This is a genomic window from Gymnodinialimonas ceratoperidinii (assembly GCF_019297855.1).
Lineage (GTDB): Bacteria > Pseudomonadota > Alphaproteobacteria > Rhodobacterales > Rhodobacteraceae > Gymnodinialimonas > Gymnodinialimonas ceratoperidinii.
This window is the reverse complement of record NZ_CP079194.1, coordinates 2,346,350-2,361,834: the sequence shown is the minus strand read 5'-3', so window position 1 is coordinate 2,361,834 and position 15,485 is coordinate 2,346,350. Positions and strand designations below refer to the sequence as shown.

Annotated in this window: 11 protein-coding genes; 7 read left to right on the top strand and 4 right to left on the bottom strand. The window is 65.2% G+C overall.

What is annotated here, in order from left to right; translation table 11 throughout:
* The first annotated feature begins 89 nt into the window (after positions 1–89).
* The 3 genes from KYE46_RS11450 to KYE46_RS11440 all read left to right on the top strand — a co-directional run bounded on the left by KYE46_RS11450 (position 90) and on the right by KYE46_RS11440 (position 5,363).
* On the top strand, positions 90–2,654 hold the full coding sequence (locus KYE46_RS11450; protein ID WP_219005099.1) for a penicillin-binding protein 1A: 2,565 nt from the start codon (positions 90–92) through the stop codon (positions 2,652–2,654).
* Between the two features lie 136 nt (positions 2,655–2,790).
* Entirely contained in the window at positions 2,791–3,918 is a 1,128-nt protein-coding gene (prfB, locus tag KYE46_RS11445; protein ID WP_219000746.1) for a peptide chain release factor 2, read from the top strand.
* Positions 3,919–3,992: 74 nt separating this feature from the next.
* The gene (locus KYE46_RS11440) at positions 3,993–5,363 is read left to right on the top strand and encodes an amidase (protein ID WP_219000745.1); all 1,371 of its coding nucleotides are present in this window, start codon (positions 3,993–3,995) and stop codon (positions 5,361–5,363) included.
* Positions 5,364–5,507: 144 nt separating this feature from the next.
* Here KYE46_RS11440 and KYE46_RS11435 read toward each other — a convergent pair whose 3' ends face one another.
* The 4 genes from KYE46_RS11435 to KYE46_RS11420 all read right to left on the bottom strand — a co-directional run bounded on the left by KYE46_RS11435 (position 5,508) and on the right by KYE46_RS11420 (position 9,095).
* Positions 5,508–6,116, bottom strand: a complete 609-nt coding sequence (locus KYE46_RS11435) for a bactofilin family protein (protein ID WP_219000744.1) — start codon at positions 6,114–6,116, stop codon at positions 5,508–5,510.
* Positions 6,106–7,443, bottom strand: coding sequence for a M23 family metallopeptidase (locus tag KYE46_RS11430; RefSeq protein ID WP_219000743.1), 1,338 nt, complete (start codon positions 7,441–7,443; stop codon positions 6,106–6,108). Before KYE46_RS11430 ends, KYE46_RS11435 begins: the two co-directional genes overlap by 11 nt.
* 203 nt (positions 7,444–7,646) lie before the next feature.
* Positions 7,647–8,477, bottom strand: a complete 831-nt coding sequence (locus tag KYE46_RS11425; protein WP_219000742.1) for a ferritin-like domain-containing protein — start codon at positions 8,475–8,477, stop codon at positions 7,647–7,649.
* Between the two features lie 156 nt (positions 8,478–8,633).
* Positions 8,634–9,095, bottom strand: a complete 462-nt coding sequence (locus KYE46_RS11420) for a peroxiredoxin (protein WP_219000741.1) — start codon at positions 9,093–9,095, stop codon at positions 8,634–8,636.
* An 88-nt stretch (positions 9,096–9,183) separates the two neighbouring features.
* Between KYE46_RS11420 and KYE46_RS11415 the strand changes: the two genes are divergently transcribed.
* Genes KYE46_RS11415 through KYE46_RS11400 form a run of 4 tightly spaced genes read left to right on the top strand, consistent with a single transcriptional unit; the run spans position 9,184 to position 15,460 of the window.
* Positions 9,184–12,459, top strand: a complete 3,276-nt coding sequence (locus KYE46_RS11415) for a YhdP family protein (protein ID WP_219000740.1) — start codon at positions 9,184–9,186, stop codon at positions 12,457–12,459.
* Positions 12,460–12,467: 8 nt separating this feature from the next.
* Positions 12,468–13,547 carry a tRNA preQ1(34) S-adenosylmethionine ribosyltransferase-isomerase QueA gene (gene queA, locus KYE46_RS11410; protein WP_219000739.1) on the top strand — a complete coding sequence of 360 codons (1,080 nt, stop codon included), beginning with the start codon at positions 12,468–12,470 and terminating at the stop codon, positions 13,545–13,547.
* Positions 13,548–13,598: 51 nt separating this feature from the next.
* Positions 13,599–14,888: an MFS transporter gene (locus tag KYE46_RS11405; protein WP_219000738.1), complete on the top strand. Its 1,290-nt coding sequence runs from the start codon at positions 13,599–13,601 to the stop codon at positions 14,886–14,888.
* Positions 14,885–15,460, top strand: a complete 576-nt coding sequence (locus tag KYE46_RS11400) for a DUF924 family protein (protein WP_219000737.1) — start codon at positions 14,885–14,887, stop codon at positions 15,458–15,460. The genes KYE46_RS11405 and KYE46_RS11400 overlap by 4 nt, the downstream gene beginning before the upstream one ends.
* The last annotated feature ends 25 nt before the right edge of the window (positions 15,461–15,485 follow it).

Genomic DNA, 15,485 nt, shown 5'->3' with positions numbered 1-15,485 from the left:
CACGATTTCGCGGCAGAAACCCGCCCACTTCGTTTTGACCGCTGCGCTTGCGCGCTGTATACCATGGGCAATCTTGGGGAAGCAGGCACATCATGCGATTCATATTCGGTTTCTTCGGCGCGATCTTCAGTGCCGTGACCCTTGGGCTTGTCTTCGCCGCATTGGGCGTGGGCGGGCTCATCTTCATGTATTCGCGCGGGTTGCCCGATCACGAGACGCTGTCGCAATACGCGCCGCCGACGATCAGCCGCATCTATTCGCGCCAAGGCATGATCGTGGACGAATTCGCCACCGAACGTCGCCTGTTCACCCCCGCCGAGGAGATCCCCGATCTCGTCTCCTACGCCTTCGTCTCTGCCGAAGATCGCAATTTCTACAGCCACTCGGGCTATGATCCCCGTGCCATCGTGGCGGCGTTTGTCGATGCAGTCCGCTCGCGCGGGCGCGACGTGCGCGGCGCGTCGACGATCACGCAGCAGGTGATGAAGAACTTCCTGCTCGACGGCTCGCGCACGGTCGAACGCAAGGTGCGCGAGATCATCCTCGCGGCCCGGATCGAACGGACGCTCAGCAAGGATCGCATCCTCGAGCTTTACCTGAACGAGATTTTCCTCGGGCAGAATTCCTATGGCGTGACCGCCGCCGCGCAGACCTATTTCAACGCGACGCTGGAGGACCTGACACTGGAGCAGGTGGCGTTCCTCGCGGCCCTGCCGCAGGCGCCGTCCCGCTTCCACCCCGTCGATGACTACGAGCGCGCGATCAACCGGCGCGATTACGTGCTGCGCGAGATGTACGAGAACGGCTACGTCAGCCGCGAAGAGATGGAGGCCGCACAGGCTGCGCCTCTGGAAACCGTGCAGGGCGGCCATATCGAGGCTTATCGCCTGACCCGCCCGCCGCGGAACTACTTCACCGATGAAATCCGCCGCCAGCTGAGCGCCGAGTACGGCGCGGACGAGTTTTTCTCGGGCGGCTACGCGGTGCGCTCGACCATGGACGAGAGCTTGCAGGAAGTAGCGGAGGCCGCGCTTCGGCAGGCATTGGAGCGCTACGACCGCAACCTTGGCACATGGCGCGGTGCCGTCGACACCATCGACCCGGCGGAACTAACCGAAGAGGCCAGCTGGCGCGCGGCGCTGGCGAGCGCGGATATCGCCCGCGACGTTGACGGCTGGTTCGCCGCGGTCGTGCTGGAGGTCGGCGACAGCGCGGCCCGGATCGGGATCGAAGGCGTCGAGGAAGACGAGGACGGCCATTTCATCCCGGCAGAGGATGTGACCTGGGCGCGCCCGCTGCGCGAGGACGGATCGCGGGGCGATACCGCTCGGGTCGCCGGTGACCTGCTTAGCGTGGGCGATGTCGTCCACGTGCGCCGCATGACCAGCGACAGCGATGGCAGCTTCATCCGCTGGACCCTGCGCCAGATCCCGGAAGTGCAGGGCGGCTTCATGGCGATGGATGTGCATACAGGCCGTGTACTGGCGATGCAGGGCGGCTTCTCCTACCAGTATTCCAGCTTCAACCGCGCGACCCAGGCGACGCGGCAGCCGGGTTCGTCTTTCAAACCCTTCGTTTACGCCGCCGCGCTGGACTCCGGCTACAGCCCCAACACCATCGTCATCGACGCGCCGATCGAGGTGGAGACCGGCGAGGGCATCTGGCGGCCGCAAAATGCCTCGCGCCAGTTTTATGGGCCGTCGCCCCTGCGCACGGGGATCGAGCGTTCGCGGAACCTGATGACCGTGCGCCTTGCACAGGACGTCGGCATGGCGACCGTGGCCCGCTACGCCGAGCGCTTCGGCGTTTATGACGACATGCAACCCTTCCTCGCGAACGCGCTTGGCTCGCAGGAGACGACGCTGTTCCGCATGGTGGCGGCTTACGCGATGTTCGCCAATGGCGGCGAGCGGGTGGAGCCGACGCTCGTGGACCGGATCCAGAACCGCTATGGCGAGACGGTCTATCGCCACGACCAGCGCCTGTGCCCGGATTGTGAGCTGACCGAGCTGGATGAAGGTCTGGCACCGCGCATCGTGTCCACGCGCGAGCGGGTGATCGATCCGATTACGGCGTATCAGCTGACCTCGATGATGCGGGGCGTCGTCGATCGCGGCACCGCATCGGGCACGGTGAACCTGCCGGTCCCCACGGCGGGCAAGACCGGCACCACCAACGAGGCGCGCGACGTCTGGTTCGTGGGCTTCACCTCGAACATCGTGGCGGGCTGCTATATCGGCTACGACCAGCCCGAAGGCCTTGGGCGCGGCGCCTCTGGCGGTGGCATGTGCGGCCCGGTCTTCCAGCGCTTCATGCTCGAGGCGATCGAGGAATACGGCTCGGGCGACTTCCCGGTCCCTGAAGGCGGCCAGTTCTTCCCCATTGACCGCTTCTCGGGCGCGCGCCTGCCCGATGGCAGCCAAGGCAACAACGTGGTCTACGAGTTGTTCCGTGCCGGAGAAGAGCCATTCCAGGGCATCCTCTCGGCAATTGATGGCGGGTGGGCGATGTCCTCGGATATCCCGATGTTCACCCAAGGCGACGATGGCGGCGGCGGGGGCCAGGGCACCCTGGTGGAAACCTCGGACGGGGACACCGCGCGGGTGCCGACGAATACCGGTTTCGGCACGTTGAGCTCGGGCGGCCTCTACTGACCACCGCGTGACAGACTTTTGCAAAAGTCTGCGCAAAGCCTTGCAAGGCTTTGGCCGCCCGACCGATGCGCGGAGTGCCTTGAGGGTTGCGCGGCGCTGGTCTATCCCTGCGTGAGCAATTCTGAGAGGCACTCCCATGCGCGCCGAGACCCAAGCGAACATTGAAAAGATCCGCAATTCGTTGACCCTGTTGGGACAGCGCATGGATATCGAGACCGCGCCGCACCGGTTGGAGGAATTCAACGCCCGCGTCGAGGATCCGGACCTCTGGAACGATCCTGCCAAGGCGCAAAAGCTGATGCGAGACCGGCAGATCCTCGTCGACAAGTTGAAGCAATATGAGACAATCAAGCAGGGCGTCGATGACAACGCCGAGTTGATCGAACTGGGCGAGATGGAAGGCGACGACGAAGTCGTGGCAGAGGCGGAAGCCGCCCTCGCAGCCCTTGTCGAGGATGCCGCCGCCAAGGAGCTGGAAGCGCTGCTCGACGGCGAGGCCGACAGCAACGACACGTTCCTCGAGATCAACTCGGGCGCCGGCGGTACTGAGAGCTGCGACTGGGCCTCCATGCTGGCGCGGATGTATACGCGGTGGGCCGAAAAGCAAGGCTACGACGTGGAACTGCAAAGCTTCAGCGCGGGGGAAGAAGCGGGCATCAAGTCGGCCGTCTACAAGATCAGCGGGCACAACGCCTATGGCTGGCTGAAATCCGAGAGCGGCGTGCACCGCCTCGTCCGGATCTCGCCCTTCGACAGCGCCGCCAAGCGTCATACGTCTTTCACCTCGGTGAAGGTCTACCCGGTGGTCGACGACAATATCGAGATCGAGGTGAACCCGTCCGATATCCGCATCGATACCTATCGCTCCTCGGGCGCGGGCGGTCAGCACGTGAACACGACCGACTCGGCGGTGCGGATCACCCACCACCCCACAGGTATCGTCGTGACCTCTTCCGAGAAGTCGCAACACCAGAACCGGGACATCGCCATGAAGGCGCTGAAATCGCGGCTCTACCAGATCGAATTGGACAAGCGCTCGGCCAAGGTCAACGAGGTCCATGAAAACGCGGGCGATGCGGGGTGGGGCAACCAGATCCGGTCTTATGTTTTGCAGCCCTACCAGATGGTGAAGGACCTGCGGACCTCCTACGAGACATCGGATACGCAGGGTGTGCTGGACGGCAATATCGACGGGTTGATGGCGAGCGTGCTGGCCATGGATGTGTCGGGCAAGAGCCGCGCCGAGGCCAACGCCGAAGATTGATCGCGGCCGTCTCTGCGTGTGGCGGGCCGAAGAATGCCGTATTTGTGAAAAGGTGAAGCGGGGAGGGTGCGCCCATGGGAGAGCTGTGGCGTCTTGGGGCGCGGGAGTTGTCGCGCAAGATTGCAACGCGCGAGATTTCCTGCGTTGAGGTGATGCGGGCGACGCTGGCGCGGATCGATGCGGTGAATGGCGCGGTCAACGCCATCGTGTCGCTGCGGGACCGCGAGGCCCTGATGGGTGAAGCGCGGGTCGCCGATGCGGTGGGCGGCTCAGGTTGGCTCCATGGCATACCCGTGGCGGTGAAAGACCTAGTGGCGGTGCGCGGCGTTCGCTCGACCTGGGGATCGCGGCTGCTGGCCGACAACGTACCGGAGGTTGATGACGGCTTGGTGCGGGCCCTGCGCGGGGCGGGGGCCATCGTGATCGGCAAGACCAACGTGCCGGAGTACGGGTTCGGTTCTCATTCCAGCAACGCGGTGTTCGGCGTGACCCGGAACCCGTTCGATCTGACACGCACAGCCGGAGGCTCTTCGGGTGGTGCGGGTGCGGCGCTGGCGACCGGCATGGTGAGTATCGCGGACGGATCGGACATGATGGGCAGCCTGCGTAACCCGGCTTCTTGGAACGACGTTTACGGCTTTCGTCCCACGGTCGGGTTGGTGCCGGGTGAGCCGCGCGATAACGTGTTGCTGCACCGGCTGGCGACGCTTGGACCGATGGGACGGAGCGTCGGAGACATGCGGGCGCTGTTGGAGACCATGGCGGGGCGCGAGATCGCAGATGTGCCAGCGCCCGAGGCGCCGCGGATCGCGTGGCTCGGCGATTGGGGCGGCGCCTATGGCATGGACGAGGGGCTGCTGGAGGCCGGTCAGGCGACGCTGGAGCGTGCGGCGGCGATGGGCTGGCGCATCGAGGCCGTCGCGCCGCCGATGCGGGCGGAGGACCTCTGGGAGAGTTGGACGACCCTCCGTTCTTTCGTGGTGGCGCAGGAACTGGGGCGCTATTGGCGCGATCCCAAGACGCGCGCCCTGCTGAACGCACAGGCGATCTGGGAAATCGAGCAAGGCCTGGCCTTGAGCGGCGACCGGGTGGAGCGCGCCGGGGCCATTCGGCGTGATTGGCTTGCCGCGCTGGACGGGCTCTTTTCGCGCTACGACGCCATCATGCTCCCCGCGGCCCAGATGTGGCCGTTCCCTGCGGAGTGGGATTGGCCGCGCGCGTTGGCAGGGCAAGCGACGGACACCTATCACCGCTGGATGGAATGTGTCGTGCCGGCAAGCCTCGCCGGTTTGCCCGCGATGGCTTTGCCGGCGGGCTATGGACCCGGCGGCTTGCCCCACGGGCTGCAGTTGATCGGTCCCGCCGGGCTTGACGCGAAGCTGTTTGCCATGGGGGCGCAGTGGGAAGAGATGGTCGGCCCGCGCGTCGTGAGAGACCCGGCCTAGCGCGCTTGGCGTCTGGGGTGTGTTGCTGCGGTAGGTCTCGGCACTGGCCGCGGTTGCAGCGCTGGACAGGCTCTCGCAGACAGACTTCTGAAACGAAAAAAGCCGGGCAAGGGCGCCCGGCTTTTCCGTGAACTTGATAGCAGCTTATTCCTTGGAGGAAGGCACCGGGCCAGCGGCTGCAGGGCGCGGGATCGACGAAGAGGAATTGTCGGGCGCCGACGAGGTGTTGCCGGTGGAAACCGGGGTGCGCGAGCTTGGCGTCGGGTTGTTCGCGCCGGTCGACAGCGGATCCTCGGCGCGCTGGACGGAACCCTCGAAGTGGGCGCCGCTCTCGATCGCGATGGTCTTGTGGATGATGTCGCCTTCAACGCGCGCCGTGGAGGTCAGACGGACCTTCAGGCCGCGCACACGGCCCACGACGCGCCCCGTGACGACGATGTCGTCGGCCACGATCTCACCTTCGATGTTGGCGCTTTCGCCAACAGTCAGCAGATGCGCGCGGATGTCCCCCTGGACGGTGCCTTCGACCTGGATGTCACCGGTCGTACGCAGGTTGCCCACGATCGTCAGATCGGTGGACAGCATCGAGGGTTGCGGCTTGGTCTTGCTGCCGGCTGCAGAAGAGGTGTTCGATTTATTCATGGTATCTCCAGAAGAGTTGCCCGTTGCCCCGGTCGAACCAGCACTGGCGGACCCGGACGACGCGTCGCCGGTCTTGGGTCCGGGTTCATTGATCTTGGATTTAGAAAACATTGCGTCCTGCCCTTATGAACGTCATCGGATTTACAGGCGTGCCATTGCGGTGCACTTCGTAGTGCAGATGGGTGCCTGTGCAACGGCCCGTGCAGCCCATATCACCGATGTGGTCCCCAGGCGAGACCCTTTGCCCTTCGCTCACGCGAAGTCGTGACATGTGGGCGTAGCGAGTCATAAATCCGTTGGCGTGTGTGATCTCTATAGCATTGCCATATCCGCTCATACGTCCAGCGTGGGTTACAACGCCCGCGCCACCGGCAACAATCTGCGTACCGCGGGCACCGGCGAAATCGACGCCGTTGTGCATCCGGCGCGAGCCGTTGAAGGGGTCACCGCGGGGGCCGAAGCCGGAGGTGTTGCGATAGGAGCCATTGACCGGGTTGGCGAACGGCAGGCGTTCGGCGGCGATCCGGTACATGTTGATGCGGTCGAGGCTGCCCAGAACCTCGTTCGCGCGCTCCGACAATTCGTCGGCAGGCTCACCCGAGGTGGAGAGGATCGGTGTCAGGGGGCCGCCCTGGCCGGAATAGCCGCGGCGGACCGAGTCGATCAGGTCATCGGTGTTCATGCCGGCGGCGCGGAACATCTCGTCCAGCGGCTCCATGGAGACGGCGACGGCCTCTTCCAACTGGCGGAACACCCGCTCGGACCGCTCGCCATCAAGGGCCGCCTGGAAGTGGAGGCGATTGATTTCTTCTTCGGCCTCGGCCACCAGCGTGTACCCGGTGTCGCGCTCCTGCGCGGTCAGTTCGAGGGCCTGGTTGAGGAAGGCGAGGGTCTGTTCCAGCTCGCGCTCACGCTCGGCGGCGGTCTGGACGGTGCCGGTATCGGCTTGCAGTTCCGACTGCAGGGCGGCCTGGGCCACGCGGGCCTCGTCACGCTCCTGGATCGTGCGGCGGAGGGTGGATTGGATTACGTCGACCGCGATTTCCAATTCGCGGGAGCGTTCTTCGCTGTCGAGAAGCTGCGTCTGCATCGCCGAGACCTGATCCATCGCCAAGGCGAAACGGTCTTGTGCGGCGCTGGCTTCGGCGGCGCGGGCATCGCGCTCGAGCGCCAGTTGGTTCAGACGGACCTGGTAGGTTTCCTGTTCGCGTTCCGCGAGATCGCGGGCACTGCCGGAGGAGATGGAGTCGATCAGAAAGAACGACGTGACGATGACGGTCCAGCCCACCGCGACGGCGGACCCCAAAATCATACTTGCCTGCGTGATGGGCCGGAGGCGGATGAACCGCGTCCCTTCTTCCGACTTCAGAAAAAGCCGTTGTTCCGGCAGATGCCGGTCAAGCGCCGCATTCACGCGGCCTAAAAGCCGAGAGTTCACTGTTTTTACGCCTCGCTACCCCTTGTGCATCTCTGCGATCGCCATCGTGTCCCAAGCGGCCGCCGCAGCAGGCTTGGGGATAAGCCACGCTGCGCTTTGTGCCAACACTGTAATTCATAGGGTCTAAAAAGGCACCGAAAAAACGCGCATTTGCGGCGGAAAATTGCCGATCCGCGCGCGATTTCTTCTATCAGACGTGTCGGTTAGGCGGATTTCCCGTCGGCGAGCGGCCAGTAGAAGTCTGGCGGCAGGCCTGCTTCAGCGCGCTTTTCCTCGTTGAATGGGGGCTTCAGCGGGCCGTGGAAATAGCGCTGGACGAGGGTGTGAAAGGCCTCTTTCGGATCGAGGTCGTGGCGCCCGCAAAGGAAGTGAAACCACTTCGAGCCATAGGCCACGTGGTGGACTTCTTCGGCATAGATCACCTCCATCGCGGCGACGGCTTGGGCCGCGGCGGGATCGGATTTGCGGGCTTTCTCGAAGATCCGGATCATGCCGGGCGTCACATCGAGACCGCGCGCCTCGAGCACCATGGGCACCACGGCGAGCCGTCCCATGAGATCCTCTGCCGTATCCTCGGCCGCGCGCCACATGCCGGCATGGGCAGGAAGGGCGCCGTAGTGGGAGCTCATGGCCTCCAGGCAATCGGCGATCAGGTTGAAGTGTTTTGATTCCTCGTCCGCCGCACGCACCCAATCGTCGAAGAAGCCGATGGGAAAGGGGGTGTCGGAGAACCGGGCGATGAGGTCCCAATGGAGGTCCACCGCGTTGAGCTCGATATGCGCCACCGCGTGGAGGATCGCGATGCGCCCCTGGGGCGAGCCCGGTTTGCGGCGCGGCACGTCGCGGGGATCGAGCAGCGCGGGCTCGGCGGGCCGGGCCGGTGCATCGGGAGGGTTTGCGCGTCCGATCTCGGGCTTGGCCCCGGTATCGCGCGCGGCCTGCCACTGGGCCGCGTAGTCCCGCGAAAGCGCGGTCTTGGCGCGGGCGTCAGCGGTGCGCAGGACGTGATCGGCCATTTCGGCGAGGGGGATCATGGGGGCGGGACCTTCCGGTTTGAGCCAAGTGGCGCGGCTTTGCCGCATTGATTTCATGGATGGGGGCGCTGCCCCCGCAATCTCTTGTTGCAGGCAACAAGAAATTGCTCCCCCGGGATATTTGACGAACGGGGAAATGGGGATGTCGGAATGAATTCAGAGCGCGCGGGCGGCTTCGAGGACGTCGTCGGCGTGGCCCGGGACTTTCACCTTGCGCCAGATCTGGGCGATCTTGCCTTCGCCATCGATCAGGAATGTCGTGCGCTCGATGCCCATGAATTTCCGACCGTACATGTTTTTCTCGACCCATGTGCCATAGCGCTCGCAGGTGTCGCCCTCGGCGTCGGAGACCAGCGCCACGGAGAGGGCGTGTTTCGCGGCGAATTTGTCGTGTTTGGCGGCGGTGTCTTTGGAGATGCCGATGATCGTGGTATTGGCCTCGGCGAAGGCGCTCTCCAAGCCGGTGAAGGCGATGGCCTCCTTCGTGCAGCCGGGGGTGTCGTCCTTGGGGTAAAAGAAGAGGACGACGGCCTTTGGCTGTTGCTCGGACAGGGTCAGGGTGCCTCCGCCATCGCGGGGAAGGGTGAAGTCAGGGGCGGGTTGGCCTGTCTCGAGCATGGGGTGTCCTTTTCTCGGCGTGGTTATTCGCGTTGCAAGCTAGGGGATTTGCGCGAAGAATAAAGGCCGAACAAGAGGCGATGCAGGCATGGACGAGAGTGACGTAGGGCAGGGCCGGGACCGGCAGCGGCGCGGGCGCGTCGTGCTGCTGGCGCTGGCGGCTGTTGTCTTGCTGGCACTAGGGGCGGTCTGGCTGCGGCTGACCGTGGCGCCGATGAGCCTGCCTGACGGCGTTCAGGCGCGTGTGGAGGCCCGGATCAACGGTTCGATGGCGCTTGGCGATGTGTCGGTGGGCGACATGGTGCTGGCGCTGCCACAGGGCGGGCGGGCGCCGGCGCTCGAGTTCCGCGACGTGGTGATGACGACCGAAGGCGGCGAGGAGCGCGCGGCGTTCCCGGTGTTGCGGTTGCGGTTGGCGCCGGGGCCCTTGGCCATGGGGCAGATGCGGATCCAGCGGATCGTCGTGGTTGGCGCCGGGTTGAACCTGACGCGCAGTGCCGATGGGCGCATGGAGCTCGATTTCGCGGGGCAGCGCGCGGAGGAGCGGGCCGAGCGTACCATCGTGGAAACTCTGGCGCTGCTCGATCTGATGTTCATGCGCGACGTCTTTGCCGGGCTGGAAGAAGTACGCGGCGAGGGGATGCAGGTCAGCCTGTCGGACGCCGAAACGGGGCGTGATATGCGCCTTCACGGGGCCGAGGTGAGCCTGACCCGCGATGACGGCCAGATGCAGCTTCAGATCGATGGCGAGATTGCCGGCAGTCGCGATGCGCTGTTGAGCGTGACTGTGGCGCGGGATACGCGGCGCGGCCTGACCGAGGTTGCCATGGCTTTCGATACGCTCGCGGCGCGGGATCTCGCGGCGCTCTCCCCGGCCTTGGCCTGGCTCGATCTGATGCGCGCGCCGATCGATGGAGAGCTGACGGCCGCGATGGGGGACGACGGCGCGCTCGGCGCGCTCGGGGGCTGGCTGGAGATCGGCGCGGGGCAGCTGACCCTGCCCGGCGCTGAGGCACCGCTTCCTTTCAATGCGATGGAGGCGCGGCTGACCTTTGATCCGGACACGCGGCGCGCCGTGTTCGAGCAGTTGATGATCAGCGCGGACCAACTCTCGTTTGAGGCGCGCGGCCATGCGGATGTGACGGGGCAAGGCTCTGTATTCACGGGGCAATTCAGCCTGCAGAATATCGTGGCGAACCCTGAAGGCATGTATGACACGCCCGTCGAGGTCGACGGCGCGGCGTTGGATTTACGCCTCAGCCTCGGGGAAGCGGTGGGTGTCGAGGTGGGACAGGCGACGGTCTATGATGGCGATCTGCGACTGAGCGCGCACGGCAGGGCGGTGGCGGCCCCCGACGGCCTTTCCCTGTCTTTCGACGCGAGCCTGGATGAGGCGGATGTGGCGGCGATCTTGTCCTATTGGCCCGCCACGGCGATCCCTAACACGCGCTGGTGGGTCGAGGATCGGATGCTGGCCGGCACCGCGACCGGGGCGGATCTCGCGTTCCGCTTGCAACCGGGTGAGGCGCCGGTCCACGAGTTGTCCTTCGACTTCTCGGGGGCCGATCTGATCGCTCTGCCCGCAGGTCCGCCGATCCGGAACGCGGCGGGATTTGTTCGGCTGGAGAACGACCACCTTTGGGTGACCCTCGACCGCGGCGAGGTCAGCGCGGAGGGGCAGGGCGCGGTGGCGCTTGGTGGCTCTCGTATGGAGATTGCCGATGTCTCGGTGCCGGGGCCACTTGCGACCTTTGATCTGAGCATCGCGGGCACGGTGCCGGACCTGATGCATGTGCTGGCCGGGCCGCCCTTCGCGGTGCTGGACGTCAGCGGCTACACGCCGGATGAAATCGGAGAGGGCCGTATTACGGCCGAGGCAAGCCTGGCAACGGAGTTGATCGCCCGGACGGAGGCCACGGGGCTGGACGGAATGGACATCGATGCATCGGGCATCGTGACGGGCTACCGCGCCACGGAGCTGATACCGGACCGCACGCTGACATCGGAGCGGATGACGGTGACGATGACCTCGGAGCAGCTTTCGGTCGGCGGGCGGGGCGCGCTCGACGGGGTGCCCGTGACCGGGCAATGGCGCGTTTTGCTGGACGCGGACGCCCCGCCCGGCAGCGTCGTGGAAGCGCGCGCGGTGGTGGATCGGGCGGCGTTGACGACCTTCGGCGTCGACCTGCCCGAATGGCTGATCTCGGGGCAGGGGGCGGCGGATCTGACCGTGTCATTGCGCGCCGATCAACCGGCGGAATTGCAGGTGCGCTCGGACCTCGACGGCATCGCGCTCGCCATTCCGCCGCTGGCATGGCGTATGCCGGCCGAGCGCACCGGAGATCTCCGGGCCGAAATAACTCTTGGCCCGCAACCCGAGGTGCGCTCGCTCACGCTGGACGGCGCGGGCCTCTCCCTGGAGGGGGCGGTGACGCTGACCGAGGACGGTTTCCTCAACCGGTTCTCCGCCGGGCGTTTTCGGCTTGGTCAATGGCTCGACGTGCAAGGCGGGCTGGTGGGGCGCGGCGATGGGGCGCCGGCGATCGAAGTCTCGGGCGGGGTGCTTGATTTCCGCACCATGCCCTCGCTCTTGGGCGCGGGGGGCAGTGGCGATACGGAAAGCGTCGGCCCGCTCAGCGTGGTGTTGGACCGGATGCAGATCACGGAAGGCATCGCGCTGACCGATCTGCGCGCGGACCTCGATGGCGGGTCGGGCAGCGGCCAGTTTCGGGGGCAGGTCAACGGCGGCGCGACGGTTAACGGCCAGTTGGTGCCGAGCGCCAATGGGCCCTCGGTGCGGATGCAATCGGGGGACGGCGGCGCGGTCCTGCGATCGGCCGGGATATTCGAGAACATGCACGGCGGCGCCTTCGACCTGATCCTCGCAGCGCGCGCCGAATCCGGGCAGTACGACGGGCGGCTGACGATTGACGGCCCCCGTCTGCGCGACGCGCCGGTGATGGCGGAGTTGCTGAACCTGATCTCCGTCGTGGGGCTGTTGGAGCAGCTATCGGGGGACGGCATCAATCTGGGCGAGATCAACGGCGCGTTCCGGATCACGCCCTCGGCGATCACGGTGCAGGAGGGCACGGCCGTCGGCCCCTCGATGGGCATCTCGATGGACGGGGTCTATGACGTGGCCAGCGGCCGCTACGAGATGCAGGGCGTGGTCTCTCCCTTCTACATCGTCAACGGCCTTTTCGGCGCGCTTTTCGCCACCCGCCGTGAGGGACTTTTCGGCTTCAACTATCGCCTGATCGGAGATAGCGAGGACACAAGGGTCACGGTGAATCCCCTCTCGATTCTCACGCCCGGCATTTTCCGAGAAATCTTCCGCGCGCCGCCGCCGGACTTCAGCAACTAGGCCTGCCGATGAAACTTGATGATTTCGATTTCGATCTGCCCGAAGCGCTGATCGCAACCCGCCCGGCGCGGCCGCGGTCGGCGGCGAAATTGCTGGTCGCCGATGGCGCTGAGACGCGCGATCTGACGGTTGCCGATCTGCCTTCGCAGCTGCGTGCGGGGGATCGGCTCGTGCTCAATGACACGCGCGTCATTCCGGCTCGGCTCACCGGCACGCGCACCCGGATGAGCGCGCAGGGAGAGGTCACCGCGAAGATCGAGGTGACCTTGATGGAGCCTCAGGCGGACGGCACATGGGCCGCGCTTGCCAAACCCATGCGCAAGCTGAAAGTCGGCGAAAACATCAATTTTTCCGATAGCTTGCAGGCCGAAGTTAAGGCAATGGATGAAGGTCTGAGGCTTGCCTTCAACGTCACGGGCGATGCGTTCGAGACCGCGCTCAACGCCGCCGGGGCCATGCCACTGCCACCCTATATCGCCGCCAAACGCGCACCCGATGCCCGCGATCACGAGGACTACCAGACCATCTGGGCCAAGCGGGCCGGTGCCGTCGCGGCGCCCACGGCCAGCCTGCACTTCGACGAAGCGCTGATGGCGGCGCTCACGGCGCGCGGTGTCGATATCTCCTTCGTGACGCTCCACGTGGGCGCAGGCACCTTCCTGCCGGTCACGGTCGAGGACGTGACGCGCCACAAGATGCACGCCGAATGGGGCTCGGTCAGCGCCGAGGCGGCCGCGCAGATCAACGCGACCAAGGCGGCGGGCGGGCGGATCATTCCGGTCGGAACCACCGCCCTTCGCCTGATCGAGAGCGCGGCGCAGCACGGCACGATCCACCCCTTCGAGGGCACGACCGAGATCTTCATCTACCCGGGCTACGCGTGGCAGATCACCGACGCGCTGATGACCAACTTCCACCTGCCCAAATCGACGCTGCTGATGCTTGTCAGCGCGCTGATGGGCAAGGCGCGGATGGACGAGGTCTATGCCTACGCCATTGCGCAGCAATATCGGTTTTTCTCCTACGGCGACGCCTCTTTGCTGATTCCGTCGCAAACCGACCAGACGCAGGACGCGCGCCCAAGTTAGGCCCGCCCCGACACGCCCCCGATCACCAGACTATTTTAAAGGCACGCCACCATGGTTCTCGTCATCCGCAGCGCTTGGGCGCTTTTGTTCGGCATGTTCCTCCTGCAGATCGGCAACGGTCTTCAGGGCTCGCTCATGGGTGTGCGAGGCGCGATCGAGGGGTTCACGACCTTCCAGCTCTCGCTCATCGGTTCGGCCTATTTCATCGGCTTTCTCGGCGGCTCCAGCATGGCCCCCAAGTTCATCGCGCGGGTGGGGCACGTCCGGGTCTTTGCGGCGCTGGCCTCGTTCATCTCGGCCATCGTGATCTCCTATCCCATCGTGGCCGACCCCTACATCTGGATGATCCTGCGGGTGGGCATCGGGTTCTGCCTCTCCGGCGTCTACGTGACCGCCGAATCCTGGCTCAACAATTCCGCCACGAACGAGACGCGCGGCCAGTCGCTTTCGGCCTATATGCTTATGCAGATGTTCGGCCTCGTCGCGGCACAGGGCATTCTGGCGGCAGGGGACCCGAGCGATTGGTTGCTGTTCATCATCCCGTCGATCCTCGTGTCGCTCTCGTTTGCGCCGATCCTTCTTTCGGCGACCCCGACGCCCGCCATCGAAGAGACGCGCTCGATGTCGCTCCGCCAGCTCTATGACGCCTCGCCCTTCGCCTCGATCGCCATGCTTCTGATGGGCGGTGTCTTCGCCGGGCAATTCGCCATGGCGCCGGTTTATGCGACGCTAATCGAATTGAACCTGCAGCAGCTTTCGGGCTTCGTCTCGGCGATCTTCATCGGCGCGATCATCTTCCAGTACCCGATCGGCTGGATGTCCGACCGGATGGACCGCCGCGCCTTGATCGTGGGGGCGGCGGGACTTGGCGTTCTGACCTCCATCGCCGGCATGTTCTACGGCGACAATTACCTTGCGCTTCTGGTGGTGGCGACGCTCTCGGGCGGGCTGTCGCAGCCGCTCTACGCGCTGATCATCGCCTACATCAACGACTACCTCGAGCCCGAGGACATGCCCGCGGCCTCCGGCGGCATGATCTTCGTGAACGGGATCGGAGCCATCTCGGGCCCGCCGATCATGGGCCTCTTGATGAGCTATTTCGGGGCGGGCGGCTTCTGGCTGTTCCTCGCCGTGGTGCTGGCGTCCATGTCGATTTACGGCGTCTTCCGGATGACGCAGCGCGCCTCGGCCTACGTGGAAGAGGATGATTACGACGCGGTGCCCTACGCCTCGATCATGCCCGGTACCGCCTCGCCTGTGGCTTTGGAGGCGGCGCAGGAGTACTATGTGGAGGCCGCCGAAGAAATGGCGAGCGATGGAGATGAGGAGCCTCAGCCATGACCCACGCCGCCGATGTACTGGATTTCTGGCTGAGTGCCGGACCTGAGAAATGGTACGTTCAGGACGATGCCTTCGATCAGGAAATCCGCGACAAGTTCGGCCAGACGTGGCGCGCGGCGAATGGCGATCACCTGCCCAATTGGGCCGGCGACGCCGATGGCGCCCTGGCCCTGATCATTCTGCTGGACCAATTCCCCCGCAACATGTTCCGCGAGGACCCGCGCGCCTTTGCCACCGATGAGAAGGCACTGGAGATCTCGGGCAAGGCGCTTGCCCATGGGTGGGACCGCGAAACTGACGAGCCGCAGCGGCAGTTCTTCTACATGCCCTTCATGCATTCCGAAAACCTCGATCATCAGGACACCTGCGTCGAGCTGATGGACAGCCGGATGGAGACAGGCAACAACGCGCTGCACGCGCGGGCGCATCGCGAGATCATCAAGCGGTTCGGTCGTTTTCCCTACCGGAACAATGCCTTGGGCCGCGAGACGACCCCCGAGGAGCAGGCCTTCATGGACGGCGGTGGCTACCGCGCGATCTTTCAGGAAGTCGAGGGGAACCATTCGACCTGAGGCGGCGTTCCCCTTGCATTGAAGG

Excerpts from the sequence above, each read along its gene's own strand:
- KYE46_RS11400 (WP_219000737.1), top strand. The coding sequence starts at position 14,885 with ATGACCCACGCCGCCGATGTACTGGATTTCTGGCTGAGTGCCGGACCT.
- KYE46_RS11420 (WP_219000741.1), bottom strand. The coding sequence starts at position 9,095 with ATGCTCGAGACAGGCCAACCCGCCCCTGACTTCACCCTTCCCCGCGAT.
- KYE46_RS11440 (WP_219000745.1), top strand. The coding sequence starts at position 3,993 with ATGGGAGAGCTGTGGCGTCTTGGGGCGCGGGAGTTGTCGCGCAAGATT.
- KYE46_RS11405 (WP_219000738.1), top strand. The coding sequence starts at position 13,599 with ATGGTTCTCGTCATCCGCAGCGCTTGGGCGCTTTTGTTCGGCATGTTC.
- prfB (WP_219000746.1), top strand. The coding sequence starts at position 2,791 with ATGCGCGCCGAGACCCAAGCGAACATTGAAAAGATCCGCAATTCGTTG.
- queA (WP_219000739.1), top strand. The coding sequence starts at position 12,468 with ATGAAACTTGATGATTTCGATTTCGATCTGCCCGAAGCGCTGATCGCA.
- KYE46_RS11435 (WP_219000744.1), bottom strand. The coding sequence starts at position 6,116 with ATGTTTTCTAAATCCAAGATCAATGAACCCGGACCCAAGACCGGCGAC.
- KYE46_RS11415 (WP_219000740.1), top strand. The coding sequence starts at position 9,184 with ATGGACGAGAGTGACGTAGGGCAGGGCCGGGACCGGCAGCGGCGCGGG.
- KYE46_RS11425 (WP_219000742.1), bottom strand. The coding sequence starts at position 8,477 with ATGATCCCCCTCGCCGAAATGGCCGATCACGTCCTGCGCACCGCTGAC.